Source organism: Psychroflexus sp. MBR-150 (assembly GCF_053628795.1).
The window spans coordinates 94623-111175 of the sequence record NZ_JBRJHB010000001.1 but is presented as its reverse complement, the minus strand read 5'-3'; the positions used below and the strand labels follow the sequence as shown (position 1 = coordinate 111175).

Sequence of the window (16553 nt, the reverse complement as noted above, 5' to 3'; positions counted from 1 at the left end):
TTAATCTTGGACAATAATGTCTTTTGGGTCGGGTTTATTATATTCAGGTTGAATAGTCACGTGATTGATATTGTATTTGGAATTGAGTAAATCTTCTATTTCAATTAAAATATGATCAAATTCAGAGATTTTTAAATTGTTTTCAAAATCTAAATGAGCTTCGAGATGAACTTCATCTTCATTGAGTTGCCATACGTGAACGTGATGAAGTAAAGCCACGCCTTGAATCTTATTGACGTGCTCAACAATTTCTTCAACATCAGTTTCTTTTGGAGTAAACAACATCAAGACCCTATAAGATTTTACGAGTAAATCTATACTCACGACAATAAGATAAATGGCAATTGCTAAGGTAAGTAAACTGTCAATCCAAAAAAATTCATAATATTTCATTAGCAAACCGCCTATCAAAACAGCAACTGAGGCCAACATATCGGTCAACAAATGCAGATATGCCGAACGCATATTCATATTTTTACCGCTTTCTTTTTTAAGCAATAACACACTAAAGCCATTGCCTAGTATAGCAACTAAGGATAAGATAATAACTAAATCAGATTCGATCTCTTGTGGTGAAAAAAAACGCTCAATTGCTTCTATAATTAATATAATAGCTATTACCACTAAAGTAGCGGCATTAACAAATGCCGCTAAAATTTCGGCACGTTTATATCCAAAAGTGCGTTGTGTAGAAGCGTCTTTTGACGCAAATACAGAAGCAATATAGCTGATGATTAAGGAAACAACATCAGTAAAGTTGTGTAAAGCATCAGAAAGTAAGGCTAAACTACCACTAATTAAACCACCAATGACTTGTGCCACGGTAATCCCAATATTGAGAAAGATGGTAATCAGAATTTTTCTGGAATGCGAATTTTTAATATGATTGTGAAAATGATCCAAATTCTAATTTATAAACAAGCTATTTTTTCAACTCGTCTTTGGTGACGACCGCCATCAAATGGAGTATCGAGAAAAATATCTACAAATTTGATGGCTTGTTGAAGTGACACAAATCTTGCAGGAATGCTTAATATATTTGCATTATTATGCTGTCTAGCTAAGGCTACAATTTCATTATTCCAACATAAAGCGGAACGCACACCTTGATGTTTGTTGGCCGTCATGTTAGCACCGTTGCCACTGCCACAAATAACAATGCCAAATTGAGCTTTTTGGTTTTCAACATCTTCAGCAACAGGATGTACAAAATCTGGATAATCTACAGCATCTTCTTGATCTGTGCCGTGATTGATAATTTGATGACCATTTTCTTCTAAATGCTTAATAATGGCTTGTTTATACTCGGTTCCAGCGTGGTCATTACCAATTGAGATTTGCATAATATAATTTTAAACAAAATTACATAAACTCTGCAAATCTCTTATTGATAATTAGAAAATATATAAAGGAATTAACCTTGCATTAAAGAAGTAAGGCGTTGTTGTAGTTCTTTATTATTTTGAAGTAAAGCTGAAATCTTTTGAAAACGCTCAAGTGTTAAACCCGCGTCTTGAATTTTAGTCTCTAATTGCTTCTGAACTTCAGTTTGAATAGCTTCAACTGATTGCATAGCTAATTTATATTTTTTAAGCTCATCATCTGTAGCTTCAACTTTTTTGTTTGGATTTTGCTCCGCTTGGTTGATGAGATTAAAACGTTCTACGGTTAAATCTTCATCTTGAACAGCTTTTATCATTTTCTGTTGTGAAGATTGGTTCAACATTCTCACTTGCTGAAATGCATCTGCAAATTGTTTCAGTTCTTGGTCTGAAATGTCTTGATTTTGTGCAACGAACACTGTTGTGGTAAAGCACAAAATTAAACTTGTGATTGTTTTTAACATGAATCTATTTTTTAAAATTAATTTTCAAATAAAAGAAAAGTTGAAAAGAACTCACAAACTCAATTAGGTTTTAACAAAGACTTATAAGTTTAGATTTATAGAAATGATTTATTTAGTAAAAAAAGTGCAATCAAAGAGTAATATTTTTAATGATATTGACCTAAAATACTGTTTCTCTTAATGTTAACCTAAAGTTAAGGCATTGTTAATTAAATTTTGTAAATATTTGATTTTCAGTATTTAAGTAATTAACAATTCTGTTGATATGTTTTAAGCAGAAAATGAAAAATAGATTTGTTTTTTAGGAAAAAATATTCAGATAGATAAACCAATTTAGTAAGCAAATTTTTTATTCATTTTTTAAAACAAATTTATCAGCACAAAAAACAACTTTATAAACATAAAATTTAGGAGATGAAAATTCCTTTTTATTAAAAACTGAAGTTATAAACAGATGTTGATAAAATTGAATACAAATTGAAATTCAAAACTTTAAAATTCAAAAAGATGTTGATAACCATAAATGAAATTTTAAGAACTTAAAAATCAACTTTTACTTCAAAAAGTTATAACGCTTATTAACACACCATAATAAGCATCATTTTGTTTTAAAATTTTTAAATAAAATAAATGATATGGTATATAGTGTTGATAACTTCATTGTCATTTTTTTAGATTTTCTATTGAAAAAAATAACCACAATATGAAATTTAATATTATCGAAAGTCAGACAGTTGAACGGTTGTCAAACCAACTTCAAAGGCGAATCTGAGGCTTTAAAATCTTTTAAAATTTGCTTGGCTTCAACTTCGTCAGCTTGATGAACCATCAGTAAAATTCCATTGTTACCAATTGCATTCATAGGCATAATACTGGCAAATTGTTCATTTTTAAAAAAATACCGAATGTCAGCTTTGTCTAATAAAAGCTTTAGAATTACATATTCAAAAGTGTAAGAAAAACGTGCTATTGTGGTATAGGTTTGCAAAATATTTTATTTAAATATTACTTTTTAGTGTTATTTGTAAAAATACTATAAAATAGATGATCAAATTTAAGCTAATTACACTTTTACAACGCAATAGCTTCATCTAAATTATGATTTAAAAATAACCATTACTTATGTTTATCAAAAAATAAATACTAATTTTAACTAAAACTATTTTTATTGAACAGTTAGTTGAAATTTATAAAACAATGAACAGAATTTTAAAAAAGAGAAACAAAAGCGAAATTGGTCTATCACCTGATGCACTCATATTTAGGGGTCAAAAAAAACAAGAAGATGTTTTGCTTAGGCTTATTGATTTTGATCCTGAAAATTTAATAGAAAACAATCTGAAATCGGTTAAGGAAATCTCTGAATTTCAAAAACAAGACACCATCACTTGGCTAAACATTGATGGCTTGCACAATACTTCAATAATGCAAGAAATTTCAACATCATTCAACTTTGATACCTTAGTGATGGCAGAAGTTTTAAATACAGATGCCAGACCGAGAATTGTTGAATATGATAACTGCACCTTGATAACAATCAAGATGTTAAGACTGAATGAGACCAGCAATAGAATTATTGTAGAAAACTTGAGTTTGATTCTCACCAAAACCGTTTTAATTTCATTTCAAGAGCAAAAAGGCGATGTGTTTGAACCTGTAAGAGAACGGATAAGAAAGCAAAAAAAACGAATTCGCAATGGTGGCATCGATTATTTAACCTATGCTTTATTAGATATTGTTATTGATAATTACCTATATGTAATTGGTATTTTAGGCGAAAAAATTGAAACCTTAGAAGAAAATCTTTTAATCGACCCTAATCAAGATGTTGTTAACGAAATCAACAATTATAAAAGAGAATTAAATTTTTTAAGAAAAAGCATCAAACCTGCTAAAGAAATGATTTTTTCATTAGCTAAAACCGATTCTGACTTTATCTCAGAAAGCACTTATGTTCATTTTAAAGAACTTGAAGATAATATTAGTCAAGCCAACGATGCTTCGGACAATTACCGAGAAATTCTGTCAGACCAGCTAAACATCTATCACACCACAATCAGCAGTAAACTGAATGATATCATGAAATTTCTCACGGTGTTTTCAGTCATTTTTATTCCTTTAACCTTTATAGCAGGTATATACGGCACTAACTTTGAAAATATCCCTGAGCTTTCATATAAATATAGCTATTTTATAATGTGGTTCATAATGATAGTTATTGTCATAGGTATGCTTTTATTTTTTAAAAAGAAAAAATGGCTTTAAATTAAGCAACATCAATTTTTATAAACACATTTTAAATCCATCGATTAATGAACATAGATTTTCAAGACATATTTAGTGATTTTTTCTATAAAATAAGCCTTCTATTACCAAATATAATAAGTGCAATAGTGGTTTTAATTATAGCAATTATAGCAGGAAAAGTCGTTTTTAAAATAATTGAGAAAGCCACAAATAAAAAATGGAAGGACAGTATAATTTCAAGTTTTTTAGCACAAATAATAAAATGGACATTCTATCTTTTTGGGGTCGTAATAGCTTTAAATTTTTTAGGTTTTACAGGCATAGCAAACACATTATTTGCTGGAGCAGGCGTGAGTGCTATCGTGATAGGTTTTGCTTTTAAAGATATTGGAGAAAATTTTTTGTCAGGAATTATCTTAGCTTTAAAAAGACCTTTTGAAATTGGTGATATCATCGAAATTCAAGGTGACAAAGGCACGGTAAAAGCCCTTGATTTAAGACTCACACATATCAGAAATCCAGAAGGAAAAGACATTTACATTCCCAATTCAACAATCATAAAAAACACACTTACCAATTACACAAAAGATGGGTTGTTAAGAATTAATTTTATGATAGGTATTGCACCAGAATGCGATATTGAAAAAACGAGAAAACTCATTTTAGATTACCTAAAAACAAATAAAAATATTTTAAAAAATCCAGAGCATAATGTAGTTGTTCAAGAATTAGGAGAATACACAACAGATATTCAAGTTTTCTTTTGGATAAATATTCTCTCAGTTAAAAATTTACCCGATGAATATTTAGGTCATAGCATCAGGAGTAAAGTGATAACAGACATCAAAACTATTTTAGATGAAAACAACATAGAAATGCCTTCTCAGGTTATTGAACATAAAATGTATAGACAGAATAAAATTCTAATTGAAGATAATTAACGTAAGTTTGATTTATTGAAGTCTGTAAATCAGATGATTACATATTTTGTAAGCAAATTTTGTCATTTCGAACGAAGAATAAGGAGAAATCTCACCCTACTGAGATGTCTCGTCGCTCATGCTTCGCTCTATCGATATGACAAATGATTAAATATCTGTATTTTATATGAATTTATATCAAACTCACGTTAATTAAATTGAGCGATATGAACCAAGCACTCTAACTTATACACAACAGAAAACTAAAGCGACTGCTCAATCAAAATCTCTAAGTAAATCCAAGTCGCAATTACCCCAACAATAAAAATTGAGACAAACCACAAGATTATTTTTAGAGATTTAGACATAAAATAGAAGTTATTTAGATTACAAATTTAACATTTATTTAAGTGTTTGACAAATATTTTGAGTGTTCAAAGTTTACCAAATCGTTAAGAAAATAAAACAACATTTGTAGCTCTTAACAAATTATTACACACATATTTATAATTTCTTAGTTTATAAAACGTAAATTTGACCGATTTTAATATTTTTATGCAAAAACAAAAACACCACAAAAGCAATAAACCTTCGGAAAAATTCTCTCAAAAAATCCTTAATATCCTTAGAAAACAACCTACTAAAGGATTTAAATTTCCACAAATTGCTGAAAAACTCAACGCCAAAGACACCAAAACCCGAAATAGAATTATCAGGACTTTAGGTGAATTGACGGCAAAGAAAAAATTAGTGCAAACCCAATCTGGTCAATTTCAATTTAACGATACTTCAAATGTTTTTGAAGGTGTTGTCGATATGACCAATCGTGGTGATGCCTACATAAAAGTTGAAGATTTAGAAACTGATATTTACGTACCAGCCAAAAAACTCAACACCGCTTTTCACAAAGACATAGTAGAAGTTTATGTCGCCAACCTTAAGCCACACGGTAGAAAATCTGAAGGTGAAATCACTAAAATTATTGAACGCTTCAAAACCAAATTTGTCGGTAAAATAGAAATCAACGAACGTTTTGCATTTGTCATTGTGCAAGACCCTAAAATGTACACAGACTTTTTCATCGACAAATCAGATTACAACAACGCAAAAGATGGCGAATTAGTTGTTGTAGAAATGACCAAATGGCAAGACAACAAAGATTCCCCAAACGGAAAAGTGCTTGAAGTTCTCGGCACGCCAGGCGACCACAACACTGAAATGCACGCTATTCTGGCACAATATGATTTGCCAGAAGCATTTCCGAAAGAAGTTGAAAATTTTGCCAATCAACTCGATACTAACATTACACCAAAAGACATAAAATCGCGTCGAGATATGCGAGAGGTTTTAACCTTTACCATAGATCCCGCCACTGCCAAAGATTTTGACGATGCGTTGAGTTTTAGAACCTTAAAAAACGGCAATTACGAAGTTGGTATTCACATTGCTGATGTGTCGCATTATCTACAACCTGATACCATTCTTGATGAAGAAGCTTACAACCGTGCAACTTCCATTTATTTGGTTGACCGCGTTGTGCCGATGTTACCTGAAATATTATCAAACGATGCTTGTTCATTAAGACCAAATGAAGACAAATTAACCTTTTCAGCCGTTTTTGAATTAGGCAATAACGGACAAGTTATTCAACAATGGTTTGGAAGAACAGTCACGCATTCCGACCAAAGATTAGCCTACGAAGAAGCCCAATATATTTTAGATACCCAAGATACTACAGTTGATCAATCCGTGTCTTTGACTGGAAAATCCTATGAAGTTTCAGAAGACATAAAAGAAGCCATCCTAAAACTAAACACCTTAGCTGAACAAATGCGGAATCAGCGCTTTCAAAAAGGGGCAATTTCTTTTGATAAAGTAGAAGTTAATTTCAACCTAAGCGACGATAATGAACCAGAAAGCGTTTATTTTAAAACCTCAAAAGAAGCCAACAAACTCATAGAAGAGTTTATGCTTTTGGCCAACAAAAAAGTATCTGAATTTATAGGAAAACAGAAACCACCAAAAACCTTTGTTTACCGCTGTCACGCTGAACCAAGCGAAGATAGACTTGAAGCTTTGGATAAAATCATCAGCCAGTTTGGGTATAAATTAAATTATAAAAACCCAAAATCGTTGAGTCAGTCTATCAATAAACTCTTGAAAGATGTAGAAGGCAAAAACGAACAAAATTTGGTAGATACCTTGGCTATTCGCAGTATGAGTAAGGCATATTATTCTACGCAAAACATTGGTCATTACGGTTTGGCGTTTCCTTATTATTCTCACTTTACTTCGCCTATTCGCCGTTATCCTGACGTGATGGCACATCGTTTACTGCAACATTACCTCGATGGCAAATCCAGCCAAAGCGAAGCCCTTTACGAAGACAAATGTAAGCACTGCAGTGCGATGGAAAATTTATCGACCAACGCTGAGCGTGACTCTATCAAGTTTATGCAAGTCAAATTTATGCAAAAACACGAAGGCGAAATTTTTACAGGCGTGATTTCTGGCGTCACAGACTTCGGTATTTTTGTCGAACTTATCGAGAATAAATGCGAAGGCATGATTCGCCTTAAAGACTTACCAGGCGATTACTACACCTTTGACCCCGAAACCTACGAAGTGGTAGGTAAAAAAACAGGTCAAAGCTACCGCCTTGGTGATGAAATAGACGTGAAAGTCAAAAAAGCCGATTTAATAAAACGGAATTTAGATTTTGAGATGGTTTAAACCATAAATTAGTGCATAGTGATTTAGTTTTAATTGAATAAGATAAATCACTCTTCATCAATAAACATCTCCACAATATCTGTTTTAAACAAAATACTCAGCTTAATTGTTAAAACTAAACTTTACATAAAAATATTTTTTTTAGTAGAGTTTCTTTTTTATTAACTTGCTAAAAATTTTAAGATATGTCAAATACAATAAAGATTTGTGGATTATTAATATTATTCGTTTTCAGCTTTACAGCTTGTGACGATGAACCGCTTCCAGAAGATTTTGAATTAAACGAAAATATCCCTTTAGAAGGAGTTAATGTTGAAGAAAATGAATTGACTGGAGAATGGATGATGACAAGCCACAACTTTTCAGTATCTCAAACTGGTAATGTAACCTTTGATGGTCAAACTATACCTTTTAACCAGACAACTGAGGGAAATTATGTTGAGGGTGACTTAACTATTGTTTTTGAAGAAAATGGTGATTATATAACTTCTGGTACTGCGACTTATAACTTAACTGTGACTCAAGAAGGACTTCCACCACAAACAGAGGAAATTCAAGATAGCTTTGTACCAGAATCTGGTACGTGGTCAATCAGTAATGGTGTATTAACATTAACTAACAGTAATGGGGAAACACAATCTACTATCACGTCTTTTAATTCTCAACAAATGACAATGAGTCAAAACGAAACTTTACCTGGTTTTGATGAATTATTAGATTTAGACTTTAGTAGTATACCAGGCTTTGAAGATTTTCCTGATTTCAATTTCGATGTTGAAAATTCTGTTGATAGTGAAATGATTTTTACTAAAGTAGAATGATTAACATTTGTAAATTGATTTGATTGTAATAAAAATTTACTCTTCCATCGTATGATATACATTCTGCACATCATCGTCCTCTTCAATTTTTTCTAAAAGCTTTTCAACATCTTCAACTTGTTCAGGAGAGAGTGATTTTGTGACTTGTGGAATACGCTCAAACCCTGAGGATAAAATTTCTATATTTCTGGATTCAAGTTCGGATTGTATGGCTCCAAAACTTTCAAAAGGGGCGTAAATTAAAATACCGTCTTCATCTTCAAAGACTTCTTCTGCACCAAAATCTATCATTTCTAATTCGAGTTCTTCTACGTCAACTCCATCAGCATTGACTCTAAAATTGCAAGTATGGTCAAACATAAAAGACACAGAACCAGCAGTGCCTAAATTACCATCGCATTTATTAAAATAACTACGGATATTGGCTACTGTTCTCGTGTTGTTATCGGTAGCGGTTTCTATCAGAACAGCAATGCCGTGCGGAGCGTAACCTTCAAAAAGCACTTCTTTGTAATCACCTTGATTTTTGTCTGAAGCCCGTTTAATAGCCCGTTCAATATTATCTTTAGGCATATTGACCGACTTGGCATTTTGGATAACAGCTCGTAGTTTGGCGTTGGTGTCTGGATCTGGACCGCCTTCTTTTACAGCCATTACAATGTCTTTGCCTATACGTGTAAAGGCTTTGCTCATCGCTGCCCAACGCTTCATTTTTCTAGCTTTTCTAAACTCAAAAGCTCTTCCCATATGTTAAAAATTTTTGAGAGAATAATTCTTAGGCAAATATAATTCTAAATATTGTTTTTAACTCAAATTATTCACAAACCATAGCAAAACTGTGTTTTCGTCGGCTATTATGGAAGATTATGCTCTAATGTATAATTTGGGTTTAATATCAACTTGTTAGAAAAAGACTAAGAAGGTTAGATAAAATAGAATGATAAATTTCTCAATTAGTATAATCTGTTTTATGCCAAAGTAAAATTAAACCCCATATTTCCAACTACTGCCCTTGAGATAAAGAGCGGTTCTTAAAATATCTTTTTGACTGACAATGCCTATAATTTTATTGTTTTCAACCACAGGAAAACGTCGTCTTTTGGAAACTAAAAACTGATTTGCAGCATCAAATAAATTGATATCTGGCGACATAGTATCAACTTGTGTTGACATATATTTTTCTATGCTTGTATCTTCCATGGGCATATTGTAATAACGACTTTCAGAAATTTGCTTGATACAATCGCCTTCAGAAATTATGCCTATAACATGTCTATATTCATCCACAACAGGACCGCCAGAAATACGGTGTTTTATCAATTTTTCTACAACCTCTATCACGTTTTGATCCTTGGTGAAAAGAATCATGTTTTTTGACATACAATCTCTTACCGTTATCTTTTCTGCTTTGGCGTTGACTTCACCAATGTGATTACCTTGAAAACTCTTAATGCCCATAATACTTTAATTTGACAATAAATAAACAAAATATTTATGAATTATTAAAATATATAGATAAATATATTTCATTTTAACAATTTTATACAGAAAGTAAATAGTAAAAATTATGTGTCAAAATTTCGTAACCTAAGTATTTCTCAAACCCTCAAAGTCTTTATTTTTGATAAGATCTTCAACTTTAACCCAAACATTTCCTTTTTGATGAGATTCCACAGCTTTTTCTACAAAACTCATTCCTCTGACGCCGTCAATAATTGTCGGAAACTCGCCTTGGTTGTAAGGTTCTTTATTTATGGCTTTAGCAATGCCTTTATAAATGTTTCCCATAGCATCAAAAATGCCTTCTGGATGACCTGGTGGCAACTTGGTGCCGTCTAAAGAAACACCTGAGTTGTAACCGTGACCTGGCTTCAAAACTTGTAAAGGTTTTCTCTCTTCCATTAAATACAGAAAGTTAGGATTTTCTTGCTCCCATTTTAAACCTGCTTTGTCGCCATAAATTTTTATGATAAAACTGTTTTCTTCACCTGTAGCTATTTGGCTGGTACAAATCACGCCCTTAGCTTTATTATTGAGTCGCAATAAAACTGTAGCATCTACATCCATTTTATTGTCTGAATACACAAAATTGAGATCAGATAAAACAGATTCTATTTTAAGTCCGCTCACGTATTCCAACATGTCAAAAGCATGTGTACCAATATCGCCTAAGCAGCAACTAATGCCAGATTTTTCAGGATTTAAACGCCACGTTGAAGAGCGCTCAGCTTCACTGTGAATAATAGGGTTTATCCAACCTTGGTAATATTGTGCATCTATTTTTTGAACTTTACCTAAAACCCCATTTTTTATCATTTCACGCATTTGCCGAATCATAGGATAACCCGTATAGGTGTAGGTTACCGCAAAAATAAGTTCGCTATCTTTTAAAGTTTGATATAAAATTTTAGCTTCTTCAAAAGTTGTGGTCATAGGTTTTTCACAAATCACATGAAACCCATTTTCCAAAAGCTTTTTAGCCATACTAAAGTGCAGATAATTTGGCGTAAGCACAGACAGGACTTGCATACGCTCATTTTTTGGCAACTTTAATTCTTCTTCAATTAAGTTATCTAAATCATTATAAACTCTATGTGTTGATATACTAATAGATTTTGCAAACGCAAGACTTTTACTAATATCGGTATTAAAAACACCGCCAACAAGTTCGTATTTGTCGTACATTTTTGAAGCAACACGGTGCAAAATTCCAATAAGTGAATTTCCACCACCGCCGAGAAAGCCTAGTCTGATTTTATTGGACATAATTTAAGGTTAAAATCACAGTAAAAAGTTTTCTAAAGCTTATCAATTGATAGACTTAGCTGATTTTAGTAATAAATTTTTGATGGCTAAAATCCCTTCTTTTTCAGATAATCGATCGCCTTCATATTCAACACCAATATAGCCTGTATAACCAGATTCTTTAACTAATTTTATAATTCTAGGAAAATCTAATGTTGTTTCATTGCCGTTTTTATCAAAATCATAAGCTTTTGCACTTACAGCTTTAGCTTTGGTCAGCAACAGTTCTATACCCTGGTACTTGTCTGGATATTCTTCTATGCATTCGCCCCATTGTTCGCCATCTTTTCGTTTTACACACCAATTCCCAAAGTCGGGTAATGTACCACAATTATCCATATTAACTTTGTCAATGGCTTCTATAAGCAATGGTGCATCAGAAGACAACCATCCATGATTTTCACAAAGCACATTGATGTTTTTTGTTGCCGCATAAGTAGATAGTTTTTTGAGACCATCAACTACCGCAGGTAACCATTCTTTGGGATTATTAGTGCCAAAAGTATTCACTCGAATAGAATGACAACCTAATTTTTGTGCCGCATCTATCCACTTTTTGTGATTTTCTACAGCCTGATTTCTTTCATCAATGTTTGGGCTAGCTAAATCGCCTTCGCCATCAACCATAATTAGCACATTTTGCATGCCGTGTTTTTGACTCAGTGTGTTAAGTGAGTCAATAACGGTGTCAAATCCCAAATCTTCAATTTGTTGAGTGTAAATATGGTTGACATATTCTAAGCCTTCAAAACCCATCTCTTTTGCTATTTCAGCAAACTTGAATGGGTCAACACCATCATCGTTAAAAGTGCGGTGCAATGACCATTGAGCTAAAGATAACTTAAAAAATGTGGCTTCATTTTCTGTTTTAGTTACTGACTTGGTTTCATTTTCGGAAGGTTTTTTAGTCTCATTTTTACAGCTTACTGTAAATACTAAAAAACAAGAAATTACTAGGTTTAAAATTATTGATTTCATTAAAAAATGGATTTAATTAAAGTATTCTCAAAAGTGCAAAAAAAATCTGTATAATTAAAAAACAATGTAAAATATTGTATAGATTCGACTAATATTGTTTTTGCTTTAGTAAAAAATCAAACCTTATTTCAAATTTGTTTGATCATGTCATAGAAATCAAACTGACTCATTTTGGATTAATTGAGCTCAGGCTAATATGATATTGTTTTGTTAAGTTCCTGTAAAACTTTAAAAACTTTTATTGTTCTTAAAGTTTCCTAACTAAATTTGCGGCCATGAAAAAGAAAATAATTCAGAAAGCGATGAGTCTGTTTTTAGAATACGGTTTTAAGAGCGTGACTATGGATGAGATTTCGGAGCAACTCGGGATATCCAAAAAAACACTTTATGACCATTTTGACTCTAAAACTAACCTTGTTAAAGTTACAACAACTTATGTTTTTGATAATATTTCATCTACTATTGATAAATTAAGAGCTGAAAAATACGATCCAATCGAAGAAACTTTAGCCATAGAAAATCAAGTTATGCGTCATCTTAAAAATGAAAAGTCATCACCTCAATATCAACTTCAAAAATATTATCCGCAAATTTTTAAAACCCTCAAAAACAAAATTTGGCATAAGTATGACTATTGTATTGAAAATTTTAGACGTGGTATTAAAGAAGGATTCTACAGACCAAATATTGATATTGAAGTTATTTTTAGGTTATATTATTATGGAATGAATTTACTGAAAGATCAAAAGGTTTTTCCTGTTCAAGAATTTTCAAACCAAGACATACAAGATCATTTTTTAGAATATCACCTACGTGGAATTGTTTCTGAAAAAGGGCTAAATCGTTTAGAAGAATTACTCGCACAACAATCAAAATTATGAAATACATACTTTCTATAGCTTGTTTATTAACGAGTTTTTTGGCAAACTCTCAAGAACAAAATCTCTATAAGTTTTCTTTAGAAGAAGCCATAGAAAGAGCTCTTGATAGTAGCTACGTTTCTTTAAATGCAAAACGTGACCAAGCTAAAGCTCTAAAACAAAAATGGGAAACTACAGCCGATGGTTTGCCACAAATCAACGCCGCTGTTGACTATGAGTATAATCCTAAACTCATCGTTACACCGCTTCCCGCCGAAATCATCGGTGGTGAACCTGGCACAACAGTGCCTGTTAGTTTTGGTCAAAAACAAAATATGCGTGCTACAGCTTCGCTTAATCAATTAATTTTTGACGGTTCTTATATTGTTGCATTAAAAGCAGCCAAAACTTTTTTAGAGTATTCTAAAAATTCAAACGAAAAAACACGTCTGCAAGTTCGGCAAAACGTAGTGAGTGCTTACGCGAGTGCTTTGTTGGTAGAATCTAATGTCAATATCATTAAAAATAATGCTACAACCGCTAAAAAGAATTTAGACGAAACCCAAAAGATATTTGAAAACGGTTTAGCAGAGCAAGAAGAAGTCGAACAGCTACAAATCACTTATCAGCAAGTGAACAATCAGCTTAGAAATGCACAACGCAATTTAGACCTGTCTAAGCAAACCCTAAAAATGGTTTTGGGATTACCTGTCAATGCTGACATTGAGCTCACAGACGATTTACAAACCTTGGCTCAACAACAACTTGCAGACTTTGATTTGTTAGAATCTCAACTTCAACTCGAACAAAATGTTGATTACAAAATTGCTGATAATTTGGTTCAACAACGCACTTTAGAATGGCAACTCGAAAGGAGTAAAGCATTACCGACTTTATCAGCTTTTGCCAATTATGGCACAACCGCTTTTGGAGATGATTTTGTGTTTTTAGAGTCTGATACACAATGGTTTCAATTTTCAACGATTGGTGTCAGCCTAAACATTCCTATTTTTAGTTCTTTAAAACGAGCCAAACGCACACAGCGTGCCGAAATTGCTATGCTGCAAGCCAAAACAGATTTTAAACAATCGGTTGAACAGATCAAACTAAACTTTAACCAAGCTAAAAGCGATTATAAATTTGCTTTAGAAAATTATCAAACCGCTAAAGCCAACTTAAATTTAGCAGAACGCATTGAATACAAAAACATTATAAAATACAAAGAAGGCATCAGCACAAGTTTTGAATTACGTCAAGCACAATTACAACTTTACGATGCACAAAATCAATATTTACAATCTATGTTGCAACTTATCAATTCTAAAACCAGTTTAGAAACCATATTAAATGAACCAGATATTAATTGAGATTATGGTAAAGCGTATAAGATTTATGAGTTTAAAGGTCTGAAAAAATTAAAATTTTAACAGCAAGGGACGCCAAGAATACGCAAGTGACGCAAAGAAAATAAAGAATAAATATGTTTAAAACTAAAATCAACAAAACACTTGGCGAACCTTGCGAAACCATAGCGAGCCTTGCGGTAAAAACTTCACCTCAATTAACGTCGAGTTGTTTAGAATATTAATAAAAAATGATTTAAAATGACTGAAAACGAGATTTCTAAAATAGTATTTGATTCAGCTTTAAAGGTTCATAAAACCTTAGGACCAGGTCTTTTAGAAAGTGCTTATGAAGAGTGTTTGATTCACGAATTGAGAAAACATAAACTTAAAGTTGACAAACAAAAGCCATTGCCTTTAGTGTATGAAGATGTAAAATTAGAAGTAGGCTATCGGGTAGATGTTTTAATTGAAAATAAAGTGGTGATTGAGGTCAAGTCCGTAGAAGCCCTGAACGATGTCCATATGGCTCAGGTTATTACATATTTAAAATTATCTGACTGTAAATTAGGTATGCTTATAAATTTCAACGTTTCACTTATAAAAAATGGTATTAAAAGAGTAGTAAACAATCTATAGCGAACCTGGCGAGACCTTAGCGAACTTAGCGGTAAAATTTTAACCGCAAGGAACGCCAAGAATACGCAAGTGACGCAAGGAAAATAAAGAATAAATATGATTAAAATTAAAATCAACAAAACACTTGGCGAACCTTGCGAAACCATAGCGAGCCTTGCGGTAAAAAAAAACACCAAACTATGAAAAATATAATCAAAATAACATTCATCTCACTACTTCTAATTTCCTGTGGGAAAGAAAACTTAGAAAGTCGAGTGGATAAAGCATTAGAATCTAATGACCAAAAAGCTTTGACGGACTTAAAGAAAGAAATCAAAACCCAACAAGAGCAATTGAAAAGCTTAGAAGGTAAAATTCAAAAGGAATTGGCTTCTAAACAAGCCCATCAAACCAACTATACGTTGATCACTGCACGACAAATCAAAACAGACACGTTTAAGCATTTTTTCAATCTTCAAGGCAACGTCAAAACCGATCAAAACATTTTGATTTATCCAGAATACAGTGGTGAATTAGAAAAAATATTTGTCAAAGAAGGTGATGAAGTTAAAAAGGGGCAAGTTTTAGCCAAAATAGACGACGGTGGTTTACGCGATCAGATAAGCGAATTACAATCTCGTGTAGATTTAGCACAAACCACTTTTGAACGCCAAAAACGCCTTTGGCAAGACAGCATAGGGTCAGAAATTCAGTATTTACAAGCCAAAACTAACTTCGAATCTTCTCAAAACAGTTTAAAAAGCCTTCAAAAAAAATTGGATAAAACTGAGATTAAAGCCCCATTTAATGGCAAAATTGACGACATTATTACCGAAGAAGGTCAAGTTGTTTCTCCAGGTGGAATGGCGGTGTTTAGATTAGTTAACCTTTCCGAAATGTATATCGAAACCGAAGTTCCTGAAAACTATCTCAATGATATTTCTATCGGAACACCAGTTCAAGTTCGTTTAAATGCTATTGGCAAAACCTTTCAAGCTCAAATTGACCATATGGGTAGCTTTATCAATCCCAACAATCGAAAATTTAAGGTTAAAATCAATATTCCTAACAATATCAAAGGCGTAAAACCTAATCTGATTGCTAATGTTTTAATCAATGATTATCAGAACAACGAAGCAATTGTTGTATCTGAAAATATTTTGCAAGAAACGGCAGACGGCACTCAAATTTGTTTCAAAATAAAAATGGATAACGACAGCTTAGGTCAAGCCGTACGAATTCCACTTAAAACGGGAAAACACTATAATGGTCTAGTAGAAGTTTTAGAAGGTATTGCCGTTGGTGACATCATTGCTCAAGAAGGTGGGCGAAATCTAAGAGATAAAGAAAAGGTCAAAATCACACAATTAGAAGATTAAATT

General features: G+C 32.4%; 16 protein-coding genes. 8 read left to right on the top strand and 8 right to left on the bottom strand.

The genetic code is table 11. The annotated features are described in order from the left end of the window. The 4 genes from ACSSV5_RS00480 to ACSSV5_RS00465 form a co-directional block, all read right to left on the bottom strand. Positions 1 to 903, bottom strand: a complete 903-nt coding sequence (locus ACSSV5_RS00480) for a cation diffusion facilitator family transporter (RefSeq protein WP_211065097.1) — start codon at positions 901 to 903, stop codon at positions 1 to 3. 8 nt (positions 904 to 911) lie between these two features. Next, positions 912 to 1343 carry a ribose 5-phosphate isomerase B gene (gene rpiB, locus ACSSV5_RS00475; protein ID WP_211065096.1) on the bottom strand — a complete coding sequence of 144 codons (432 nt, stop codon included), beginning with the start codon at positions 1341 to 1343 and terminating at the stop codon, positions 912 to 914. A gap of 71 nt (positions 1344 to 1414) precedes the next feature. After that, the gene (locus tag ACSSV5_RS00470) at positions 1415 to 1846 is read right to left on the bottom strand and encodes a DUF4168 domain-containing protein (protein ID WP_211065095.1); all 432 of its coding nucleotides are present in this window, start codon (positions 1844 to 1846) and stop codon (positions 1415 to 1417) included. A gap of 745 nt (positions 1847 to 2591) precedes the next feature. Then, positions 2592 to 2834, bottom strand: a complete 243-nt coding sequence (locus ACSSV5_RS00465) for a putative signal transducing protein (protein ID WP_211065094.1) — start codon at positions 2832 to 2834, stop codon at positions 2592 to 2594. A gap of 209 nt (positions 2835 to 3043) precedes the next feature. Here ACSSV5_RS00465 and corA point away from each other — a divergent pair, with 209 nt between their 5' ends. The 4 genes from corA (at position 3044) to ACSSV5_RS00445 (ending at position 8567) form a co-directional block, all read left to right on the top strand. Next, positions 3044 to 4111 (top strand): magnesium/cobalt transporter CorA, encoded by a 1068-nt coding sequence (gene corA / locus ACSSV5_RS00460; RefSeq protein WP_454244341.1) that lies wholly within the window; start codon positions 3044 to 3046, stop codon positions 4109 to 4111. Between the two features lie 47 nt (positions 4112 to 4158). Further along, positions 4159 to 5034, top strand: a complete 876-nt coding sequence (locus ACSSV5_RS00455; protein ID WP_454244340.1) for a mechanosensitive ion channel family protein — start codon at positions 4159 to 4161, stop codon at positions 5032 to 5034. A gap of 534 nt (positions 5035 to 5568) precedes the next feature. Then, positions 5569 to 7746 (top strand): ribonuclease R, encoded by a 2178-nt coding sequence (gene rnr, locus ACSSV5_RS00450; protein ID WP_211066906.1) that lies wholly within the window; start codon positions 5569 to 5571, stop codon positions 7744 to 7746. A 185-nt stretch (positions 7747 to 7931) separates the two neighbouring features. Continuing rightward, positions 7932 to 8567 carry a lipocalin family protein gene (locus ACSSV5_RS00445; RefSeq protein WP_211065089.1) on the top strand — a complete coding sequence of 212 codons (636 nt, stop codon included), beginning with the start codon at positions 7932 to 7934 and terminating at the stop codon, positions 8565 to 8567. Between the two features lie 36 nt (positions 8568 to 8603). Here the strand turns inward: ACSSV5_RS00445 and ACSSV5_RS00440 are convergent, their stop codons facing one another. The 4 genes from ACSSV5_RS00440 to ACSSV5_RS00425 form a co-directional block, all read right to left on the bottom strand. Then, positions 8604 to 9314 carry a YebC/PmpR family DNA-binding transcriptional regulator gene (locus ACSSV5_RS00440; RefSeq protein WP_454244339.1) on the bottom strand — a complete coding sequence of 237 codons (711 nt, stop codon included), beginning with the start codon at positions 9312 to 9314 and terminating at the stop codon, positions 8604 to 8606. A gap of 237 nt (positions 9315 to 9551) precedes the next feature. Further along, entirely contained in the window at positions 9552 to 10025 is a 474-nt protein-coding gene (locus ACSSV5_RS00435; protein ID WP_454244338.1) for a CBS domain-containing protein, read from the bottom strand. A 129-nt stretch (positions 10026 to 10154) separates the two neighbouring features. Further along, the gene (locus ACSSV5_RS00430) at positions 10155 to 11333 is read right to left on the bottom strand and encodes a Gfo/Idh/MocA family protein (RefSeq protein WP_454244337.1); all 1179 of its coding nucleotides are present in this window, start codon (positions 11331 to 11333) and stop codon (positions 10155 to 10157) included. 42 nt (positions 11334 to 11375) lie between these two features. Continuing rightward, on the bottom strand, positions 11376 to 12350 hold the full coding sequence (locus ACSSV5_RS00425) for a sugar phosphate isomerase/epimerase family protein (protein WP_211065086.1): 975 nt from the start codon (positions 12348 to 12350) through the stop codon (positions 11376 to 11378). 275 nt (positions 12351 to 12625) lie between these two features. Here ACSSV5_RS00425 and ACSSV5_RS00420 point away from each other — a divergent pair, with 275 nt between their 5' ends. From ACSSV5_RS00420 to ACSSV5_RS00405, 4 genes are all read left to right on the top strand, one after another. Then, on the top strand, positions 12626 to 13231 hold the full coding sequence (locus ACSSV5_RS00420; protein WP_454244336.1) for a TetR/AcrR family transcriptional regulator: 606 nt from the start codon (positions 12626 to 12628) through the stop codon (positions 13229 to 13231). After that, complete coding sequence (locus ACSSV5_RS00415; RefSeq protein ID WP_454244335.1) at positions 13228 to 14577, top strand: TolC family protein; 1350 nt, start codon at positions 13228 to 13230, stop codon at positions 14575 to 14577. The genes ACSSV5_RS00420 and ACSSV5_RS00415 overlap by 4 nt, the downstream gene beginning before the upstream one ends. Positions 14578 to 14814: 237 nt before the next feature. After that, a complete protein-coding gene (locus ACSSV5_RS00410) occupies positions 14815 to 15192 on the top strand; it encodes a GxxExxY protein (RefSeq protein ID WP_454244334.1) in 378 nt (125 codons plus the stop codon). Positions 15193 to 15371: 179 nt separating this feature from the next. Then, entirely contained in the window at positions 15372 to 16550 is a 1179-nt protein-coding gene (locus tag ACSSV5_RS00405; protein ID WP_454244333.1) for an efflux RND transporter periplasmic adaptor subunit, read from the top strand. The last annotated feature ends 3 nt before the right edge of the window (positions 16551 to 16553 follow it).